This is a genomic window from Polynucleobacter sp. AM-25C3 (genome assembly GCF_018882335.1).
Taxonomy (GTDB): Bacteria; Pseudomonadota; Gammaproteobacteria; order Burkholderiales; family Burkholderiaceae; genus Polynucleobacter.
The window spans coordinates 174,218-190,265 of record NZ_JACVOS010000002.1; the positions used below are offsets into that span (position 1 = coordinate 174,218).

General features: G+C 47.1%; 16 protein-coding genes. All 16 read left to right on the forward strand.

The genetic code is table 11. The features are described 5' to 3' along the window. Nucleotide 1: 1 nt before the first annotated feature. The 16 genes from leuC (at nt 2) to ICN12_RS02095 (ending at nt 16,026) form a co-directional block, all read left to right on the forward strand. A complete protein-coding gene (leuC, locus tag ICN12_RS02020; protein WP_216270406.1) occupies nt 2–1,411 on the forward strand; it encodes a 3-isopropylmalate dehydratase large subunit in 1,410 nt (469 codons plus the stop codon). Between the two features lie 9 nt (nt 1,412–1,420). Beyond that, nucleotides 1,421–1,624, forward strand: coding sequence for a hypothetical protein (locus tag ICN12_RS02025; RefSeq protein WP_216270407.1), 204 nt, complete (start codon nt 1,421–1,423; stop codon nt 1,622–1,624). Between the two features lie 31 nt (nt 1,625–1,655). Further along, the gene (gene leuD, locus ICN12_RS02030) at nt 1,656–2,303 is read left to right on the forward strand and encodes a 3-isopropylmalate dehydratase small subunit (RefSeq protein ID WP_216270408.1); all 648 of its coding nucleotides are present in this window, start codon (nt 1,656–1,658) and stop codon (nt 2,301–2,303) included. A gap of 23 nt (nt 2,304–2,326) precedes the next feature. Beyond that, nucleotides 2,327–3,400 (forward strand): 3-isopropylmalate dehydrogenase, encoded by a 1,074-nt coding sequence (gene leuB / locus ICN12_RS02035; RefSeq protein WP_216270409.1) that lies wholly within the window; start codon nt 2,327–2,329, stop codon nt 3,398–3,400. A 52-nt stretch (nt 3,401–3,452) separates the two neighbouring features. Then, a complete protein-coding gene (gene asd, locus ICN12_RS02040; RefSeq protein WP_216270410.1) occupies nt 3,453–4,610 on the forward strand; it encodes an aspartate-semialdehyde dehydrogenase in 1,158 nt (385 codons plus the stop codon). Then, nucleotides 4,610–6,001 (forward strand): FimV/HubP family polar landmark protein, encoded by a 1,392-nt coding sequence (locus ICN12_RS02045; RefSeq protein ID WP_216270411.1) that lies wholly within the window; start codon nt 4,610–4,612, stop codon nt 5,999–6,001. The genes asd and ICN12_RS02045 overlap by 1 nt, the downstream gene beginning before the upstream one ends. A 9-nt stretch (nt 6,002–6,010) precedes the next feature. Then, nucleotides 6,011–6,835, forward strand: a complete 825-nt coding sequence (truA, locus tag ICN12_RS02050; protein WP_216270412.1) for a tRNA pseudouridine(38-40) synthase TruA — start codon at nt 6,011–6,013, stop codon at nt 6,833–6,835. Between the two features lie 43 nt (nt 6,836–6,878). After that, nucleotides 6,879–7,553 (forward strand): phosphoribosylanthranilate isomerase, encoded by a 675-nt coding sequence (locus tag ICN12_RS02055; protein ID WP_216270413.1) that lies wholly within the window; start codon nt 6,879–6,881, stop codon nt 7,551–7,553. Between the two features lie 31 nt (nt 7,554–7,584). Beyond that, nucleotides 7,585–8,778, forward strand: a complete 1,194-nt coding sequence (gene trpB, locus ICN12_RS02060; RefSeq protein ID WP_216270414.1) for a tryptophan synthase subunit beta — start codon at nt 7,585–7,587, stop codon at nt 8,776–8,778. A gap of 48 nt (nt 8,779–8,826) precedes the next feature. Further along, nucleotides 8,827–9,624 (forward strand): tryptophan synthase subunit alpha, encoded by a 798-nt coding sequence (gene trpA / locus ICN12_RS02065; RefSeq protein ID WP_216270415.1) that lies wholly within the window; start codon nt 8,827–8,829, stop codon nt 9,622–9,624. 22 nt (nt 9,625–9,646) lie between these two features. Beyond that, nucleotides 9,647–10,534, forward strand: coding sequence for an acetyl-CoA carboxylase, carboxyltransferase subunit beta (gene accD, locus ICN12_RS02070; RefSeq protein WP_216270416.1), 888 nt, complete (start codon nt 9,647–9,649; stop codon nt 10,532–10,534). 5 nt (nt 10,535–10,539) lie between these two features. Further along, nucleotides 10,540–11,865, forward strand: a complete 1,326-nt coding sequence (gene folC, locus ICN12_RS02075) for a bifunctional tetrahydrofolate synthase/dihydrofolate synthase (protein ID WP_216270417.1) — start codon at nt 10,540–10,542, stop codon at nt 11,863–11,865. Between the two features lie 3 nt (nt 11,866–11,868). Further along, nucleotides 11,869–12,639 carry an SPOR domain-containing protein gene (locus ICN12_RS02080; RefSeq protein ID WP_216270418.1) on the forward strand — a complete coding sequence of 257 codons (771 nt, stop codon included), beginning with the start codon at nt 11,869–11,871 and terminating at the stop codon, nt 12,637–12,639. Beyond that, entirely contained in the window at nt 12,639–13,205 is a 567-nt protein-coding gene (locus ICN12_RS02085) for a CvpA family protein (protein WP_216270419.1), read from the forward strand. Before ICN12_RS02080 ends, ICN12_RS02085 begins: the two co-directional genes overlap by 1 nt. A gap of 4 nt (nt 13,206–13,209) precedes the next feature. Continuing rightward, nucleotides 13,210–14,748, forward strand: coding sequence for an amidophosphoribosyltransferase (purF, locus tag ICN12_RS02090; protein ID WP_216270420.1), 1,539 nt, complete (start codon nt 13,210–13,212; stop codon nt 14,746–14,748). 69 nt (nt 14,749–14,817) lie between these two features. After that, the gene (locus tag ICN12_RS02095) at nt 14,818–16,026 is read left to right on the forward strand and encodes an O-succinylhomoserine sulfhydrylase (protein WP_216270421.1); all 1,209 of its coding nucleotides are present in this window, start codon (nt 14,818–14,820) and stop codon (nt 16,024–16,026) included. The last annotated feature ends 22 nt before the right edge of the window (nt 16,027–16,048 follow it).

Consider the following 16,048-nt stretch of genomic DNA (forward strand, 5'->3'; position numbering starts at 1 on the left):
TATGTCACGCACGCTTTACGACAAATTGTGGGATGACCATGTCGTCTATTCTGAGCAAGATGGCACGGCCACGATTTATATAGATCGTCAGCTACTGCATGAGGTGACAAGCCCTCAAGCTTTTGAAGGTTTGAATTTGGCTGGCCGCCCAGTTTGGCGAATTTCTGCCAACCTGGCGGTTTCAGATCACAACGTACCAACGACTGACCGCTCCCAGGGAATTGCAGATCCGATATCTAAGTTGCAAGTAGACACCTTGGATCAAAACTGCGATGCCTTTGGCATCACCCAATACAAAATGAATGACGCCCGTCAAGGGATTGTTCACGTGATTGGACCAGAGCAGGGCGCTACTTTGCCTGGCATGACCGTAGTCTGCGGAGATTCCCATACAAGTACCCATGGTGCCTTTGGAGCACTGGCGTTTGGTATCGGTACCTCAGAAGTTGAGCACGTATTAGCCACTCAAACCTTGCTCATGAAAAAGAGCAAGAACATGTTGGTGAGAGTCGATGGCCGTTTGCAGCCTGGCTCTACTGCAAAAGATATTGTGCTTGCCGTGATTGGCAAGATTGGTACTGCCGGCGGCACTGGTTACACCATTGAGTTTGCTGGCGAAGCCATTCGTAACCTGTCGATGGAGGGTCGCATGACCCTCTGTAATATGGCGATTGAGGCGGGCGCTCGTGCTGGTTTAGTTGGTGTTGATGAAACCACCATTGAATACATCCAAGGCCGACCTTATGCTCCTAAGGGTGGAGCATTGCGTCATGCCCTGCAATACTGGCGTACATTGCATTCTGATGCGGGTGCACAGTTTGATGCTGTAGTTGAGTTACGTGCCGAAGAAATAGCACCGCAAGTGACTTGGGGCACTTCACCAGAAATGGTTCTTTCCATTAGCGATCGCATTCCGGATCCTGAAAAAGAACGTGATGCGAATAAACGTTCTGCGATGGAGCGTGCGCTCGAATATATGGGTCTGGTCCCAAATACTCCCTTAAGCAATATTTCTGTTGATAAAGTATTCATTGGTTCATGCACGAACAGCCGCATTGAAGATATTCGCGCTGCTGCTAAGGTGGTAGATCGATTAGGTAAAAAAGTAGCTGCTAATGTCAAATTGGCAATGGTGGTTCCTGGTTCAGGTTTGGTTAAAGCCCAAGCAGAGCGCGAAGGTTTAGATCGTGTGTTTAAGGCTGCTGGCTTTGAGTGGCGTGAGCCCGGTTGCTCTATGTGCCTTGCAATGAATGCTGATCGCCTTGAGCCAGGAGAGCGTTGCGCTTCGACATCTAATCGTAATTTTGAAGGTCGACAAGGTAACGGTGGAAGAACGCATTTAGTTAGCCCTGCCATGGCTGCAGCTGCCGCCATTGAAGGTCACTTTGTTGATGTTCGTAAGATTTCTTAAGGAAATACAGTGTTTAAATGGTCTTCTTTCACAATGATTAAAAAGCTAACTATCGTTGCAATCGCAGGAATTGTTATTTCAGCCTGTAGCAATACGATGGAAGGAATTGGTAAAGACATGCAAACCATGGGCAACTCCATGGGCGGAAATAGCACTACAAACAACCAATCCCAAACCAAAGGGAAAGATGTTGTTGTAACCCCAGTTAAGTAATCAAGTAGTCGATATTCAGCAAAAGATCATCATGGAAAAATTTACGGTATACAAAGGTTTAGTTGCTCCGCTTAATCGCGAGAACGTAGATACCGATGCCATCATTCCCAAGCAATTCTTAAAGTCCATTAAGAAGACTGGCTTTGGTCAGAATCTATTTGATGAATGGCGTTACTTAGATCATGGTGAGCCTGGGCAAGATTGCAGCAACCGTCCGATCAATCCCGATTTTGTTTTGAACCAGCCGCGCTATAAAGATGCTGGTATTTTGCTAGCCCGCAAGAATTTTGGTTGCGGTAGTTCACGTGAGCATGCGCCATGGGCGCTCGATCAATACGGCTTTAGAGCTGTCATTGCCCCTAGTTTTGCCGATATTTTCTACAATAATTGCTTCAAAAATGGTCTTTTACCGATTGTGCTGTCTGAGCTACAGGTAGACCATTTATTTAACGAAACGCTGGCATTTAGCGGTTACCAGCTGATGGTTGACCTTGCGGCTCAGCAAGTGATTACTCCCGATGGCACTGCTTATAGCTTCGATGTAGCGCCATTTAGAAAGCATTGCCTGCTGAACGGCTTAGACGATATTGGCTTAACCCTGCAACATGCAGATAAAATCAAGGCTTATGAAGCTGAGCGCATCCTCAAGATGCCTTGGCTTGCGACACAACTGCCGTAGTTTTATTGAGTTAAAGGCCTTTCATGAAAATTGCAGTCCTACCGGGCGATGGTATCGGCCCGGAAATCGTTGCTGAAGCCGTTAAGGTATTAAACGCGCTTGGTCCTAAATTTAATCTTGAGACAGCTCCTGTTGGTGGCGCCGCCTATGATCTTGCCGGCCACCCATTGCCGCCCGCCACATTAGAGCTTGCTAAAAAAGCAGATGCAATTTTGTTTGGCGCTGTTGGTGACTGGAAATACGATACCTTGGCTCGTGAACTGCGGCCTGAACAAGCCATTTTGGGATTGCGTAAACATCTCGAACTGTTTGCGAACTTTAGACCAGCGATTTGTTACGACGAGTTAACTGCCGCATCTAGCCTCAAGGCAGAAATTGTTGGCGGTCTTGATATCTTGATTATTCGTGAACTGAACGGTGACATTTATTTTGGTCAACCGCGTGGCATTCGTACATCAGAGCTTCCTTTATTTAAGGGTGCGCGCGAAGGTTACGACATGATGCATTACAGCGAACCAGAAGTAGAGCGCATTGGTCGGGTTGCATTTGAGGCGGCACGTAAGCGTGGCAAAAAGGTCTGTAGCGTTGATAAGGCAAACGTTTTAGAAACTTCACAACTCTGGCGCGATGTCATGATTCGCGTTGGTAAGGAGTATCCAGATGTTGAGTTGTCACATATGTATGTTGATAACGCGGCGATGCAGTTAGTAAAAGCCCCAAAAGCATTTGATGTGGTTGTCACTGGCAATCTGTTTGGCGACATTCTTTCTGATGAAGCGGCGATGTTGACTGGCTCTATTGGTATGTTGCCGTCTGCTTCATTAGATAAAAATAACAAAGGCTTGTATGAGCCTAGCCATGGTTCAGCTCCGGATATTGCAGGCAAAGGTATTGCAAATCCTTTGGCTACGATTCTCTCAGCAGCCATGATGCTTCGTTACTCATTAGGCATGCCGCAAGAGGCTGATCGTATCGAAGCAGCAGTGCAAAAGGTTTTATCTCAAGGCTTACGTACTGCAGATATTTTTACCGAAGGTACAAAAAAGGTTTCCACCATTGAAATGGGCGATGCTGTAGTAGCAGCTCTTTCAAAATAAGAAATTTATACACTTACATTAAATCATCACACTAAATAGATAGTTGATCATCATGGCAAATACAAAAACACCATTGGTAGGCTTAGTTGGCTGGCGCGGTATGGTTGGTAGCGTTCTCATGGAGAGAATGTTGGCCGAAAAGGATTTCGATCTCATTGAGCCAGTATTTTTTAGTACCAGCCAAGCTGGTGGAGAAGTGCCTTTATTGAACGGTCAAAAAGTTACCAAGAACGAAAACGTTTTACTTGATGCAAATGACATCAAGGCGCTTTCACGCTGCGACATCATTTTGACTTGCCAAGGTGGCGATTACACCAATGACATCTTCCCTAAATTACGCGCTGCTGGGTGGCAGGGTCACTGGATTGATGCGGCAAGTGCACTGCGCATGAAGGATGATGCAGTCTTGGTTCTTGACCCAGTCAATAGGTCTGTTATCGATCAGGCTTTAGCTGCTGGTGGAAAGAACTGGATTGGCAGTAACTGCACAGTGAGCTTGATGATGATGGCCATGGGCGGTCTAGTAAAGGCCGATATGGTTGAATGGATCAGCGCCATGACCTACCAAGCAGCCTCAGGTGCTGGTGCGCAAAATATGCGGGAGCTTCTTTTGCAGATGGGCGCTTTGCGTGATAGCGTAGCAACTGAGTTGGCTGATCCTTCATCCTGGATTCTGGATATTGACCGAAAAATCACTGAGACACTGCGTTCACCAGATTTTCCAAAGAAAAACTTCCGCAATACGCCTTTGGCAGGTAGCTTAATCCCATGGATTGATGTGCCTGTTGAGAATGGCCAAACCAAAGAAGAGTGGAAGGGTGGAGCTGAGTTCAACAAGATCTTGGGGCGTCCTGCATTTAGAACTCCTGGCAGCATTCCAATTGACGGCCTCTGTGTGCGTGTTGGCGCAATGCGTTGTCACTCACAAGGTTTGACAGTCAAGCTCAAGAAAGATATTCCTTTAAACGAAATTGAAGCAATCTTGGCCAATGACAATCAATGGGTAAAAGTAATTCCCAATGATCGTGAGACTACCGAGCGCGAGCTATCACCTGCTGCGATCAGTGGCACATTGACAGTTCCTATTGGTCGCCTGCACAAGATGGCGATGGGTCCTGAGTATCTTGGCGCCTTCACAGTTGGCGATCAACTCTTATGGGGTGCCGCTGAGCCACTGCGCCGCATGCTCCGTATCTTGCTAGAGCACTAATGTTTCGAAATAGCCAAATTAAGCTTGTAAAAGCACTTTGCTTAGTTTGGCTAAGCTGGTCATGCGTGGCTGGCGCGATCACTCTGGGTTCCCCTAAGCTTCAATCTAGAGCTGGCGAGCCACTCAAGGTCGAATTTCCAATTCGGCTTGGCGAGGATGAACAATCTACTTTAGCCAGCTTGAATGTGTCTATAGCCAATAAAGCCGCCTATGAGCGCTTGGGTATCTCTAAAAAGATACTGGATCTGAACCCGCAAGCGATGATTTATCGCAACCAGCAACAGCGCTTAATGGTCTTGGTGGAAACGGTTGAGCCTGTTCCCATGACGGATGATCCATTCTTGGATGTCTTGGTAACGCTTAATTGGTCTGCAGGTAGTCTTACTAAAACATTTACCTTGCTCTTAGGTGATGCTCAAAAGATTGCTGTAAGACCGGGCCAGACATTATCTGAAATTGCCGCTCAATTAGCGCCGCAATTAGATGGAGCGACTTTAGATCAAACCATGATGGCTTTGTTTAAAGCTAATCCAGATGCGTTTGCTAGTGGCAGTATTAACCGACTTGAGGCTGGAGCGGAGTTAAGTAAACCGAGTCAAGCTTTGTTGCGATCCATTAGCCCGGCTGAAGCCAATCAATTTGTGGCCGAATCCAATGCGCAATGGCAGTCTGAACATGAATCGAAGGGCGGTGCCGCGACTACTTCTGCGGCCACAAAGGGTGGTGAAGCTGTACCAGCTAAGGACAGATTAAAGATTGGCTCAAGCGCCCAAGGCAATGCTGAAGAGCGCCGCTATACAGAAGAGCTGGTCGCACAAGAAAAAACACTTGAGCAGACTCGTGCTCGTGTTGCTGAACTCGAAAAAAATATTGCTGATTTGCAGCATCTGATTGACCAAGCAAAGGGTAAAGAAAAGAGTGGAAATACCGATGCCAATACTTTTGGGCTAGGTGGATTTGCACCCGCCTTATTGGCTTTGGTATTAATGGCCTTTACAGGTTTACTGCTCTGGTTATTGGCAAAGAATGCGCGCAAATCGGAAGTGCGTGATTTTTCCAAAGATATTTCTAAAGCAACTGCTACCCCTAAAGACAATTCCGCATCTCATGGCGTGATGCCGGAGCGTGCCAAGGCATTGTTTGCTGGCATTGACTTAGATCTTTCGCCCAGCAAGAAAACTGCTCCTCAATCTGCGCCCACTGAAGCTAGTCCATTAGCAGATGCACTGCGTGTCAAGCTGAATCTTGCCCGCGCCTACATCACTATTGAAGATTTTGTGGCTGCCAAGAAATCTCTTCAAGAGATCGTTCATATTGGTGGATCTATTGACCCGGCAATTACAGTAGAAGCTCAAGGTTTGTTGGTTGAGTTGTCACACCGCAATCAATAAGACTTTGCTATGCGCATCGCCTTAGGCCTCCAATACGATGGTAGCCCCTATTCAGGTTGGCAGTCTCAAGTAAATCAAAATACTATCCAAGATGAATTAGAAAAAGCCATTTCTGCATTTGTCGGTATTGATGCGCAAAAATCTAACCCTATTCGCGTGATCACCGCCGGTAGAACGGATACGGGTGTTCATGCTTTAGGCCAAGTGGTGCATTTTGATGTTGAAGTAGAGCGAGAAAATTGGTCGTGGGTGCGGGGGGTTAATACCTTCTTGCCGGAATCCATTGTGGTGAACTGGGCTCAGCCAGTTTCGGATAACTTTAGCGCCCGCTATTCTGCTCATGAGCGCACTTACGTTTATGCATTGCACGCTGGACCTTGCCGCTCTCCAATGACTGCTGCTCGTGCGGGTTATGTGATGTTGCCAGCAGATCGCTGGTTTGATATTGATGCCATGAGGCAGGCTGCTGAATATTTAATCGGTGAACATGATTTCACATCATTTCGATCTTCAGAATGCCAGAGTAAGACCCCTGTAAAAACCATGTATTCGATTGAAATTATCTCTGATGAGCCGTGGTTGTATTTCAAGATCAAAGGGAATGCCTTTTTGCACCACATGGTACGCAATTTGGTGGGCAGTTTTATTCAAATCGGCGTTGGCAAACAATCAGCCAATTGGATGGCCGAAGTATTGACTGCGAAAGATCGTAGCATTGCGGCGCCCACGTTTTCACCAGCTGGCCTGTATTTGGCTCAAATTGCTTACCCAGAAGAATTTAATATCCCAAAGCCTTGGCTTGAGAACTCCTGGCTCCCCAAAAGGCTGCTTTAGTCAAAGCCAGTCATTTCAGGGCTAAAGCCTTATCATTTCCCTTATGGGCTTACTCAATTACTCCCCCGGACGAACCAGAGTCAAAATCTGTGGTCTTAAGACGCCTGCAGATGTAGATGCTGCTGTTGCTGCAGGTGTAGACGCAGTGGGTTTTGTCTTTTATCCCCCAAGCCCTAGGGCTGTGAGCCCCAATATCGCGGCCTCATTGATCTCTAGACTCCCTGCAGGGGTTGATGCTGTAGGGCTAGTTGTAAACGCGACAGATGCCCAATTTGAGGCTATTCGGGCGGTTGCCCCAATCACTTTATGGCAGTTTCATGGGGATGAGTCTCCTGCGCAATGCCAACGCCTTGCTGAAGGTCAACCATGGATGAAGGCGGCACGTGTTGGTGCCGGCTTCGCCTTTGCTGATTTTTCCCTACAATATAGGCAAGCAAATGCCTTTTTGCTCGATGCCCTAGTTGAGGGCTATGGAGGAGGGGGCATTCCTTTTGATTGGTCAGGAATTCCACAAACATGGATAAGCGCAAACGCGCCTCAGGTCGTTTTGAGTGGTGGATTGAACGTTCACAACGTGGGCGAAGCCATTGCACGCCTACATCCTTGTGCGGTTGACGTCTCTAGTGGCGTAGAAATCAGCAAGGGTGTTAAAGATCACGTGCTGATGAAGGAATTTATCCAGGCAGTGCGTGTGGCAGACGCAAGCCCATCACTCTAATATTTGCTGTAACTAATCAAAAGAGGTATTTATGTACGATAAGCCAGATGCACGAGGACACTTCGGTCCTTACGGTGGCGTATTTGTTTCTGAAACTTTGATGTTTGCATTAGATGAACTCAAAGCGGCTTATGCCAAATATCAACATGATCCAGAGTTCTTAGAAGAGTTTCATTACGAGCTCAAGCATTTTGTAGGTCGCCCATCACCGGTCTATCACGCCAAGCGTTGGAGCGAGATGTTGGGTGGTGCGCAGATCTATCTCAAGCGTGAAGATTTAAATCACACTGGCGCTCACAAAATTAATAACGTCATTGGTCAAGCCATGTTGGCTAAGCGCATGGGCAAGCCACGCATTATTGCGGAGACTGGAGCTGGCCAGCATGGTGTTGCTACCGCAACTATTTGTGCACGCTTTGGATTGGATTGCACTGTTTATCAAGGCTCTGTTGACGTTGCTCGTCAGGCACAAAATGTATTTCGCATGAAGTTGCTCGGCGCCAAAGTGGTTCCCGTTGAATCCGGCACCAAAACACTAAAAGATGCGCTCAATGAAGCGATGCGCGATTGGGTTACCAATGTGGATGATACGTTCTACATTATTGGCACCGTAGCTGGTCCTCACCCATACCCCATGATGGTGAGAGATTTTCAGAGTGTGATTGGTGAAGAGTGCAAAGTGCAAATGCCTGAAATGACTGGGCGTCAGCCTGACTATGTCATGGCCTGTGTGGGCGGTGGTTCTAATGCCATGGGTATTTTCTATCCTTATATTGACTTTCCGGAAGTGAAGCTCATTGGTGTTGAAGCTGCTGGCCATGGCTTAAATAGTGGTCTTCACTCTGCAGCGCTTTGTGTTGGTAAGCCAGGTGTATTGCACGGTAATCGCACGTATCTGTTGCAAGATGAAAATGGACAGATTTCTGAAACGCATTCTGTTTCTGCGGGCATGGATTATCCCGGTGTTGGGCCCGAGCATGCTTGGTTGAAAGATTCGGGTCGTGCCGACTATGTTGCGATCACCGATGATGAGGCGCTCAAGGCTTTTCATGATTGCTGCCGTATCGAAGGCATCATTCCTGCATTGGAATCTTCACATGCCATTGCTTATGCCTGCAAACTCGCCAAGACTTTACCTAAAGATAAAACCATCTTGGTGAACTTATCTGGTCGTGGCGATAAAGACATGCATACCGTTGCACAAGCTACCGGCTCTGAAGGTTAATGCGTAACTCATTCCAAAGCAGATAAAAGAAAATATATACAAATTGTTATGTCAAAAATTACCGCACTCTTTAACGACTTAAAAGCTTCTGGTAAGAAAGGGTTAATTCCTTTTATTACTGCTGGCGATCCTGCGCCTGGATTAACTGTAGAGTTGATGCATGCCTTGGTTCGTGGTGGTGCTAACGTGATTGAGCTAGGCGTTCCCTTCTCAGATCCGATGGCCGATGGTCCAGTCATTCAGCGCTCCTCTGAACGAGCTCTATCTCAAGGCGTTACTTTGCACGGCTGCCTAGAAATGGTGAAAGAGTTTCGGAAAAGCGATGCCAATACTCCCGTAGTTTTAATGGGCTATGCCAATCCTGTTGAGCAGATGGGCGCAGAACGCTTTGCAACTGAAGCCAAAGCTGCTGGTGTAGATGGAGTGTTGATTGTGGATTACCCGCCAGAAGAGTGCGTTGATTTTGCTGCTCGTATGCGGGTTGCTGGAGTTGACCCGATTTTTTTATTGGCACCGACTTCATCACCAGAACGCATAAAAGAAGCCGCCAAAATAGCTTCTGGTTATATCTATTACGTATCGATGCGGGGGGTTACTGGGGCATCTCACCTCAATACCCAGGATGTGGCCAGCATTATTCCTAAGATCCGTGAAGCCACCCCAATCCCGATTGCCGTGGGTTTTGGCATTAATGACGCCGAAAGTGCCCGTACGGTATCAAAAACAGCGGATGCAGTAGTGATTGGAAGTCGAATTATTCGGCTTTTGGAGGAGTCACCCCCTGGCCAAGCGGTACAATCGCTTGAAACCTTCATGCGTGAAATTCGTGTCGCTTTAGATAGTTAATGCACTGGATAGTTAAAAACTGATGAGCTGGATCGATAAATTACTACCTCCCCAAATCCAACATACGGATCCTGCGAATCGCAAGTCTGTTCCTGAGGGTCTTTGGGTTAAGTGTCCTAGCTGTGAAACCGTGCTTTACAGCACTGATATCGAAGCCAATCTTTCTGTTTGCCCCAAATGTAGTCATCACATGCGGATTGGTGCCCGTCAGCGACTCGATAGCCTCTTGGACCCTAAAGGCCGCTATGAAATTGGTGCAGATATTTACCCAATTGACCCACTCAAATTTAAAGATTCAAAAAAGTACCCTGATCGCCTGAAAGAGGCGAGCGATGCATCCGGCGAATCCGAGGCTATGATTGTGATGGGCGGCAAGATTGAAAGTATTCCTGCTGTTGTGGCTTGTTTTGAATTCCAATATATGGGCGGCTCCATGGGCTCCGTTGTTGGTGAGCGTTTTGCACGCGGTGTTCAAGATGCCATTGCAAGAAAATGTGCATTCATTTGCGTTACCGCTACTGGCGGTGCTCGTATGCAAGAGAGTTTGCTATCCCTTTTCCAAATGGCAAAAACCAACTCCATGTTGACCTTGCTCTCTAAAAAAGGTTTGCCATACATCAGCGTTTTAACTGATCCAACCATGGGCGGGATTTCTGCTAGCTTTGCCTTTATGGGTGATGTTGTGATGGCTGAGCCTAAGGCCTTGATTGGTTTTGCTGGTCCTCGAGTTATTGAACAGACTGTGCGTGAAAAATTACCTGAAGGTTTTCAGCGTTCTGAATTTTTGATGCAAAAAGGCGGTCTTGACATGATTGTTGATCGTCGCCAAATGCGTGGTGAGATAGCCCGTTTGTTAGCCTTGCTCCAACAGCTTCCAGAGCCTGCGATTGCGGGTAGCGCAGCTGTATAAAGCGCTTGAGCACAGCACACCAAGCCCCCATCCTTTTTACTAGCCTACCGGCTTGGCTTAGTCACCTCGAAACGACTCACCCTGTCGGCATCGATATGGGTCTTGACCGGATCAATCGGGTTAAAGCGGCTTTAGGTCTTTATTTTGATTGCCCTGTAATAACGGTTGCCGGCACGAATGGCAAAGGTTCAACCTGCGCTTATCTCGAAAGTATTTTGCTGGCATCGGGTTACAAGGTGGGTTGTCATATGTCGCCACATCTGTTGTCTTTCAATGAGCGCGCTCGCGTCAATGGTGAAGAGGTAAAAGACGCTCTATTGCTAGAACATTTCTCCGCTGTAGAAAAGGCGCGTGTCAGCTTGGTTGATGCGCCAACCTTAACTTATTTTGAATTCACCACCTTAGCAATCATTCACCTATTTTCCAAAGCAAATTTAGATGCCGTTGTTCTAGAGGTAGGTATGGGTGGACGCTTAGATGCTGTCAATATTGTTGATGCTGATTGTGCGATTGTCACGAGTATCGATATTGACCATGCGGATTTCTTAGGCGCTACACGTGAAGCTATTGGATTGGAAAAAGCAGGCATTTTCCGTGCAGGCGCAATTGCCGTTTGTGGCGACCCTGTGCCACCACAATCTTTAATTGATTACGCTGAAAAACTAGGTTGTGATTTATGGCTTCAAGGGCGGGACTATAACTTTCAAGGTGATAAGCAGCAGTGGGGCTGGGCAGGGCGTCAAAAACGCTTCAGTGGCTTAGGTTATCCCGCACTGCGTGGCGCTAACCAGATCCTAAATGCCTCCGCTGTTATTGCTGCTTTAATGGCCTTGCATCAACGCTTGCCGGTGAGTGCTCAAGATATACGTAATGGCTTTGCCTTGGTAGAGTTGCCTGGACGCTTCCAGGTGCTTCCGGGTCAACCTACCGTGGTTCTAGATGTTGCTCACAACCCACATGCTGCCGCGACTCTTGGCCAAGGCCTGGATAAGATGGGCTACCACCCCTATACCTATGCCGTTTTTGGTGCCATGGCAGATAAAGATATTGCTGGGGTCATTAAGCCCTTGCTAAGCATTGTGGACTTCTGGTTTTGCACGGATTTACCCACCCCAAGGGCCGCTACTGCCCAGGCTTTATCCGAGAAGCTGGTGGAGCTGGGCGTAGCTGTTAAAAATGGCGAGGACGGTGGCATTGAATGCTTCTCAGATCCTGCTGCAGCGTATCAAAAAGCCCTTTCTAAAGCGGGTGAGGGTGATAGAATTGTCACCTTCGGATCCTTCTATACCGTTGCCGGAGTAATGGCATATCGAAATAACCAGGCGCATTGATCCATGATTCGTTTACCGAAGCTTTTTAAGCGAAACCCTGAGACTGAAGACCTCGATCGAGGTTCAGCAAGGGGTCGTCGTACCGTCAATAAATTAGCCCCCCGTAGCTTTCAACGTGCTCAAGAGAGTGAAGAACTTGCTCTGACTGAAGATCCTGAGCAGCAACGTGCACGCCATCGTCTGATTGGTGCAGCTGTATTGGTGTTGATTGCAGTAGTGGGGCTTCCACGAATTTTGGATAACAAGCCAAAATCTGTGAATAACGATATCGCTGTAAATATCGTCACTAGCCTTCCTACGCCAACCGCTGTTCTGCCTTTGGTTGAGGAGAAGATCAAGCCTGTAGTAGATGCGCCTACACAGGAAAAAGAAGTTGCCCCAAGTAAGGAGGCAGTTGTTACCCCAGCGCCTGAGGTCAAATCGGCTCCTGTAGCAAATAAAACAAGCTCTATTGGATTAGCTGCTGGAGAGGAAGTAGTTGCTACTCCAAACTCAAAATCGAAGACAGAAGAGCTTCCCAAAAAAGCTGGTCCCGGTAAGTACGTCATTCAGATTGGTGCTTTTGCATCAGAAGAGCGTGCTAAGGGTTGGATTACCAAAATGAAGGATCAAAAGATCCCGAACTACGTGCTTAATAAAACCGGTACGGACGGCACTAAGCTCTTCGTCTTAAGAGCGGGACCATTTGCCGATAAAGAATCGGCGGAGGCTGCCGAGAAAAAGGTGAAGGCCATGGGTCTTTCTCCAAGACTGGTTGAGGTTGGAGCGCCTTAATGGAATATTTATCCACCCTGAAATTAACTACGGTGGATTACTTCACCCTAGTAGTCTTGTTGGTGTCTGCCTTGGTTGGAATTTCACGGGGCTTATTTAAAGAAGTATTGGCGCTTGCATCTTGGTTCGTAGCTGCTTGGGTCGCCTACCATTACACCAACTACCTTTCTGTGGAATGGCTATCTACCTTTCACATGGATGAACTCTTGAGTTTAGGTGTGAGCTTTCTCATTCTATTTATCTTGGCCTTGATTGTTTGTGGGCTGGTCGGTAACCTCATTCAAAAAATTATTTTGTCTGCTGGTTTGAGCATGACCGACCGCTTTCTAGGCCTTGTGTTTGGTTTGGCTCGCGGTGTTTTAGTGGTAGTGGTGATGGCCACCTTAGCGGCATTAACTCCGATTCCCCAGAGTGTTGCCTGGCAAAAAGCAATCACACGCCCAGCTATCGACATGGCAACTGGTTTAATTAAAAATTGGCTACCAGCTGATTGGGCAAAACAATTAGGCGATACATTACCTAAAATTACACCCACCGTAACACCTTCATTAACAATAGGGATCTAGGCTTATGTGCGGCGTCGTTGGAACAGTTTCCCACTCCCCAGTTAATCAACTGATATATGACGCTTTGTTGCTTTTGCAACACCGCGGTCAAGATGCAGCAGGCATGGCTACGATGAATGGAAATTCATTCACGATGCACAAAGCCAATGGTTTAGTACGAGATGTATTTAGAACTCGGAATATGCGCAGCTTGTTGGGTAATGCTGGCATTGGTCAGGTTCGCTACCCAACTGCTGGCTCTGCTAGTAGTGAGGAAGAAGCTCAACCGTTTTATGTCAGCGCGCCTTACGGAATTATTTTGGCGCATAACGGCAATCTCACTAATGCACCAAGCTTACGAGTTGAAATGGCATATCGCGATCGTCGCCATATCAACACTAACTCCGATACAGAAGTGCTGCTCAATGTATTGGCTGATGAATTACAAAAAGAAACCAACAGCGCCGCTTTGGATGAGAGTGCGATGTTTAACGCCGTTACTCAAGTAACTAAGCGCGTTAAAGGTTCTTATGCGGTGGTATCTTTGATTGCTGGATATGGCTTATTAGCCTTCCGTGATCCATTCGGAATTCGCCCTTTATGTATTGGCCGTATTGATACACCGAAGGGCCCTGAATGGATGATTGCCTCAGAGTCTGTTGCGCTTGATGGCTTAGGTTTTACTTTTGTTCGTGACGTTAATCCGGGCGAAGCAATTTATATCGATTTGGATGGTAATTTCTATTCACGTCAATGCGTAGCAGATGCTGTACTCACGCCTTGTATTTTTGAGTACGTTTACATGGCTCGTCCAGACTCCACGATTGATGGTGTCACGGTTTACAACGTACGCATGCGTATGGGTGATTACCTTGCGGAAAAGATTCGCAAAGAAACCATTCCTGGCGAGATCGATGTAGTCATGCCGATTCCAGACTCTAGTCGTCCAGCCGCAATGCAAGTGGCAAAACGTTTGGGCGTTGATTATCGAGAAGGTTTCTTTAAGAACCGTTATATCGGTAGAACTTTCATCATGCCGGGTCAAGCAGTTCGCAAGAAATCCGTGCGTCAAAAACTCAATGCAATGCGTATTGAGTTCAAAGATAAGACAGTGTTGATTGTGGATGACTCCATTGTTCGTGGAACCACTTCATTTGAGATTGTGCAAATGGCTCGTGAGTCTGGTGCCAAGAAGGTCATTTTCGCTTCAGCAGCGCCTCCTGTGCGCTTCCCGAATGTCTATGGTATCGATATGCCAACCCGCAGTGAGTTAGTTGCCTATGGCCGTACTGATGAAGAAATTAATAAGATGATTGGTGCAGACCAGTTGATCTATCAAAGCGTTGAGGATATGAAACAGGCTGTTAAGGATATCAATCCCAATATCCAACACTTTGAAGCTTCTTGTTTCGATGGTTGCTATGTCACCGGCGATATTAATGAGTCCTATCTAGATGCCTTAGAGGCGGCTCGTAATACCTCTGAAGCAAAGGCAGACCGCCAACGTGATTCGAGCGACTTTGCCCGTTCACAGCTCCACTTGCATTTGGCTACCGAAGACTAAAAACAACGATCAAGTTCCTCAGGCGCTCCCGTCTGAGGCATTTCTTCAATTCGGTGTCAAAATAGCGGTATGAAGAGCAAAACTACTCGCCAAAAACCTGATTTTTCAAAGCTTGCGCTTGAAACCCTAGCGGTTCGCGCAGGCACACGTCGCACCGCTGAATACCAAGAGCACTCCGAGGCCATGTTCCTGACCTCCAGTTTTTGCTTTGATAGCGCTGAGCTAGCAGCAGATGGCTTTGCACATGCAGATCAAGGCTTTATCTATTCTCGTTTTACCAATCCTACGGTTAGCATGTTTCAGGATCGCCTTGCCGCACTAGAAGGCGGAGAGGCCTGCATTGCAACTTCTTCTGGCATGGCTGCTATTTTGACAATGGCAATGTCCCACCTTCAGGCAGGCGACCATGTGGTTTGCTCTCGTTCTGTTTTTGGTGCAACGATCCAATTGTTTAGCAATATTTTAGGGCGGTTTGGGATTACAACTACTTACGTAGATTTATCTAATACCAAGGCATGGCAGGATGCCGTCCAAGCAAATACCAAACTGTTTTATTTGGAAACGCCATCCAATCCCTTAACAGAGATTGCAGACATCAAAGCCATCTCTAAAATCGCCAAGAAAGCGAAAGCACTCTTTGCGGTAGATAACTGTTTCTGCACTCCAGCTTTGCAAAGACCACTGTCGCTGGGTGCTGATGTCGTAATTCATTCAGCTACCAAGTATCTAGACGGTCAGGGTCGCGTTGTTGGTGGGGCAATTGTGGGTAGCAATGATTTCATCATGGGTAAAGTATTTCCCTATGTACGAACCGCTGGACCAACACTGTCAGCATTCAATGCCTGGGTATTTCTCAAGGGTTTAGAAACGCTTGAGTTGCGTATGAAGCAACAGAGCCAAAATGCTTTGGCAATCGCCCAATGGTTAGAAAAACAGCCTGGCATTGAGCGTGTTTATCATCCGGGATTAAAGTCCCATCCTCAACATGCTTTGGCTAAGCGCCAACAAAAAGCAGGTGGAGCAATTGTGTCTTTCGCGCTCAAGGGCGGTAAGAGGGCGGCATTCAAACTCATCAATCAAACCAAGCTTTGCTCTATTACTGCAAACCTTGGAGACACTCGTACGACCATTACCCATCCAGCAACAACTACGCATTGCCGAGTAAGCCCTGAAGTTCGCAAGGCTGCCGGCATAACAGACGGATTGGTACGCATTGCCGTTGGCCTTGAAAATATCAATGATTTGAAGAGCGATCTCATTGGGGGACTCAAAAAATAATCAAGTCCATCAAGACAGATTA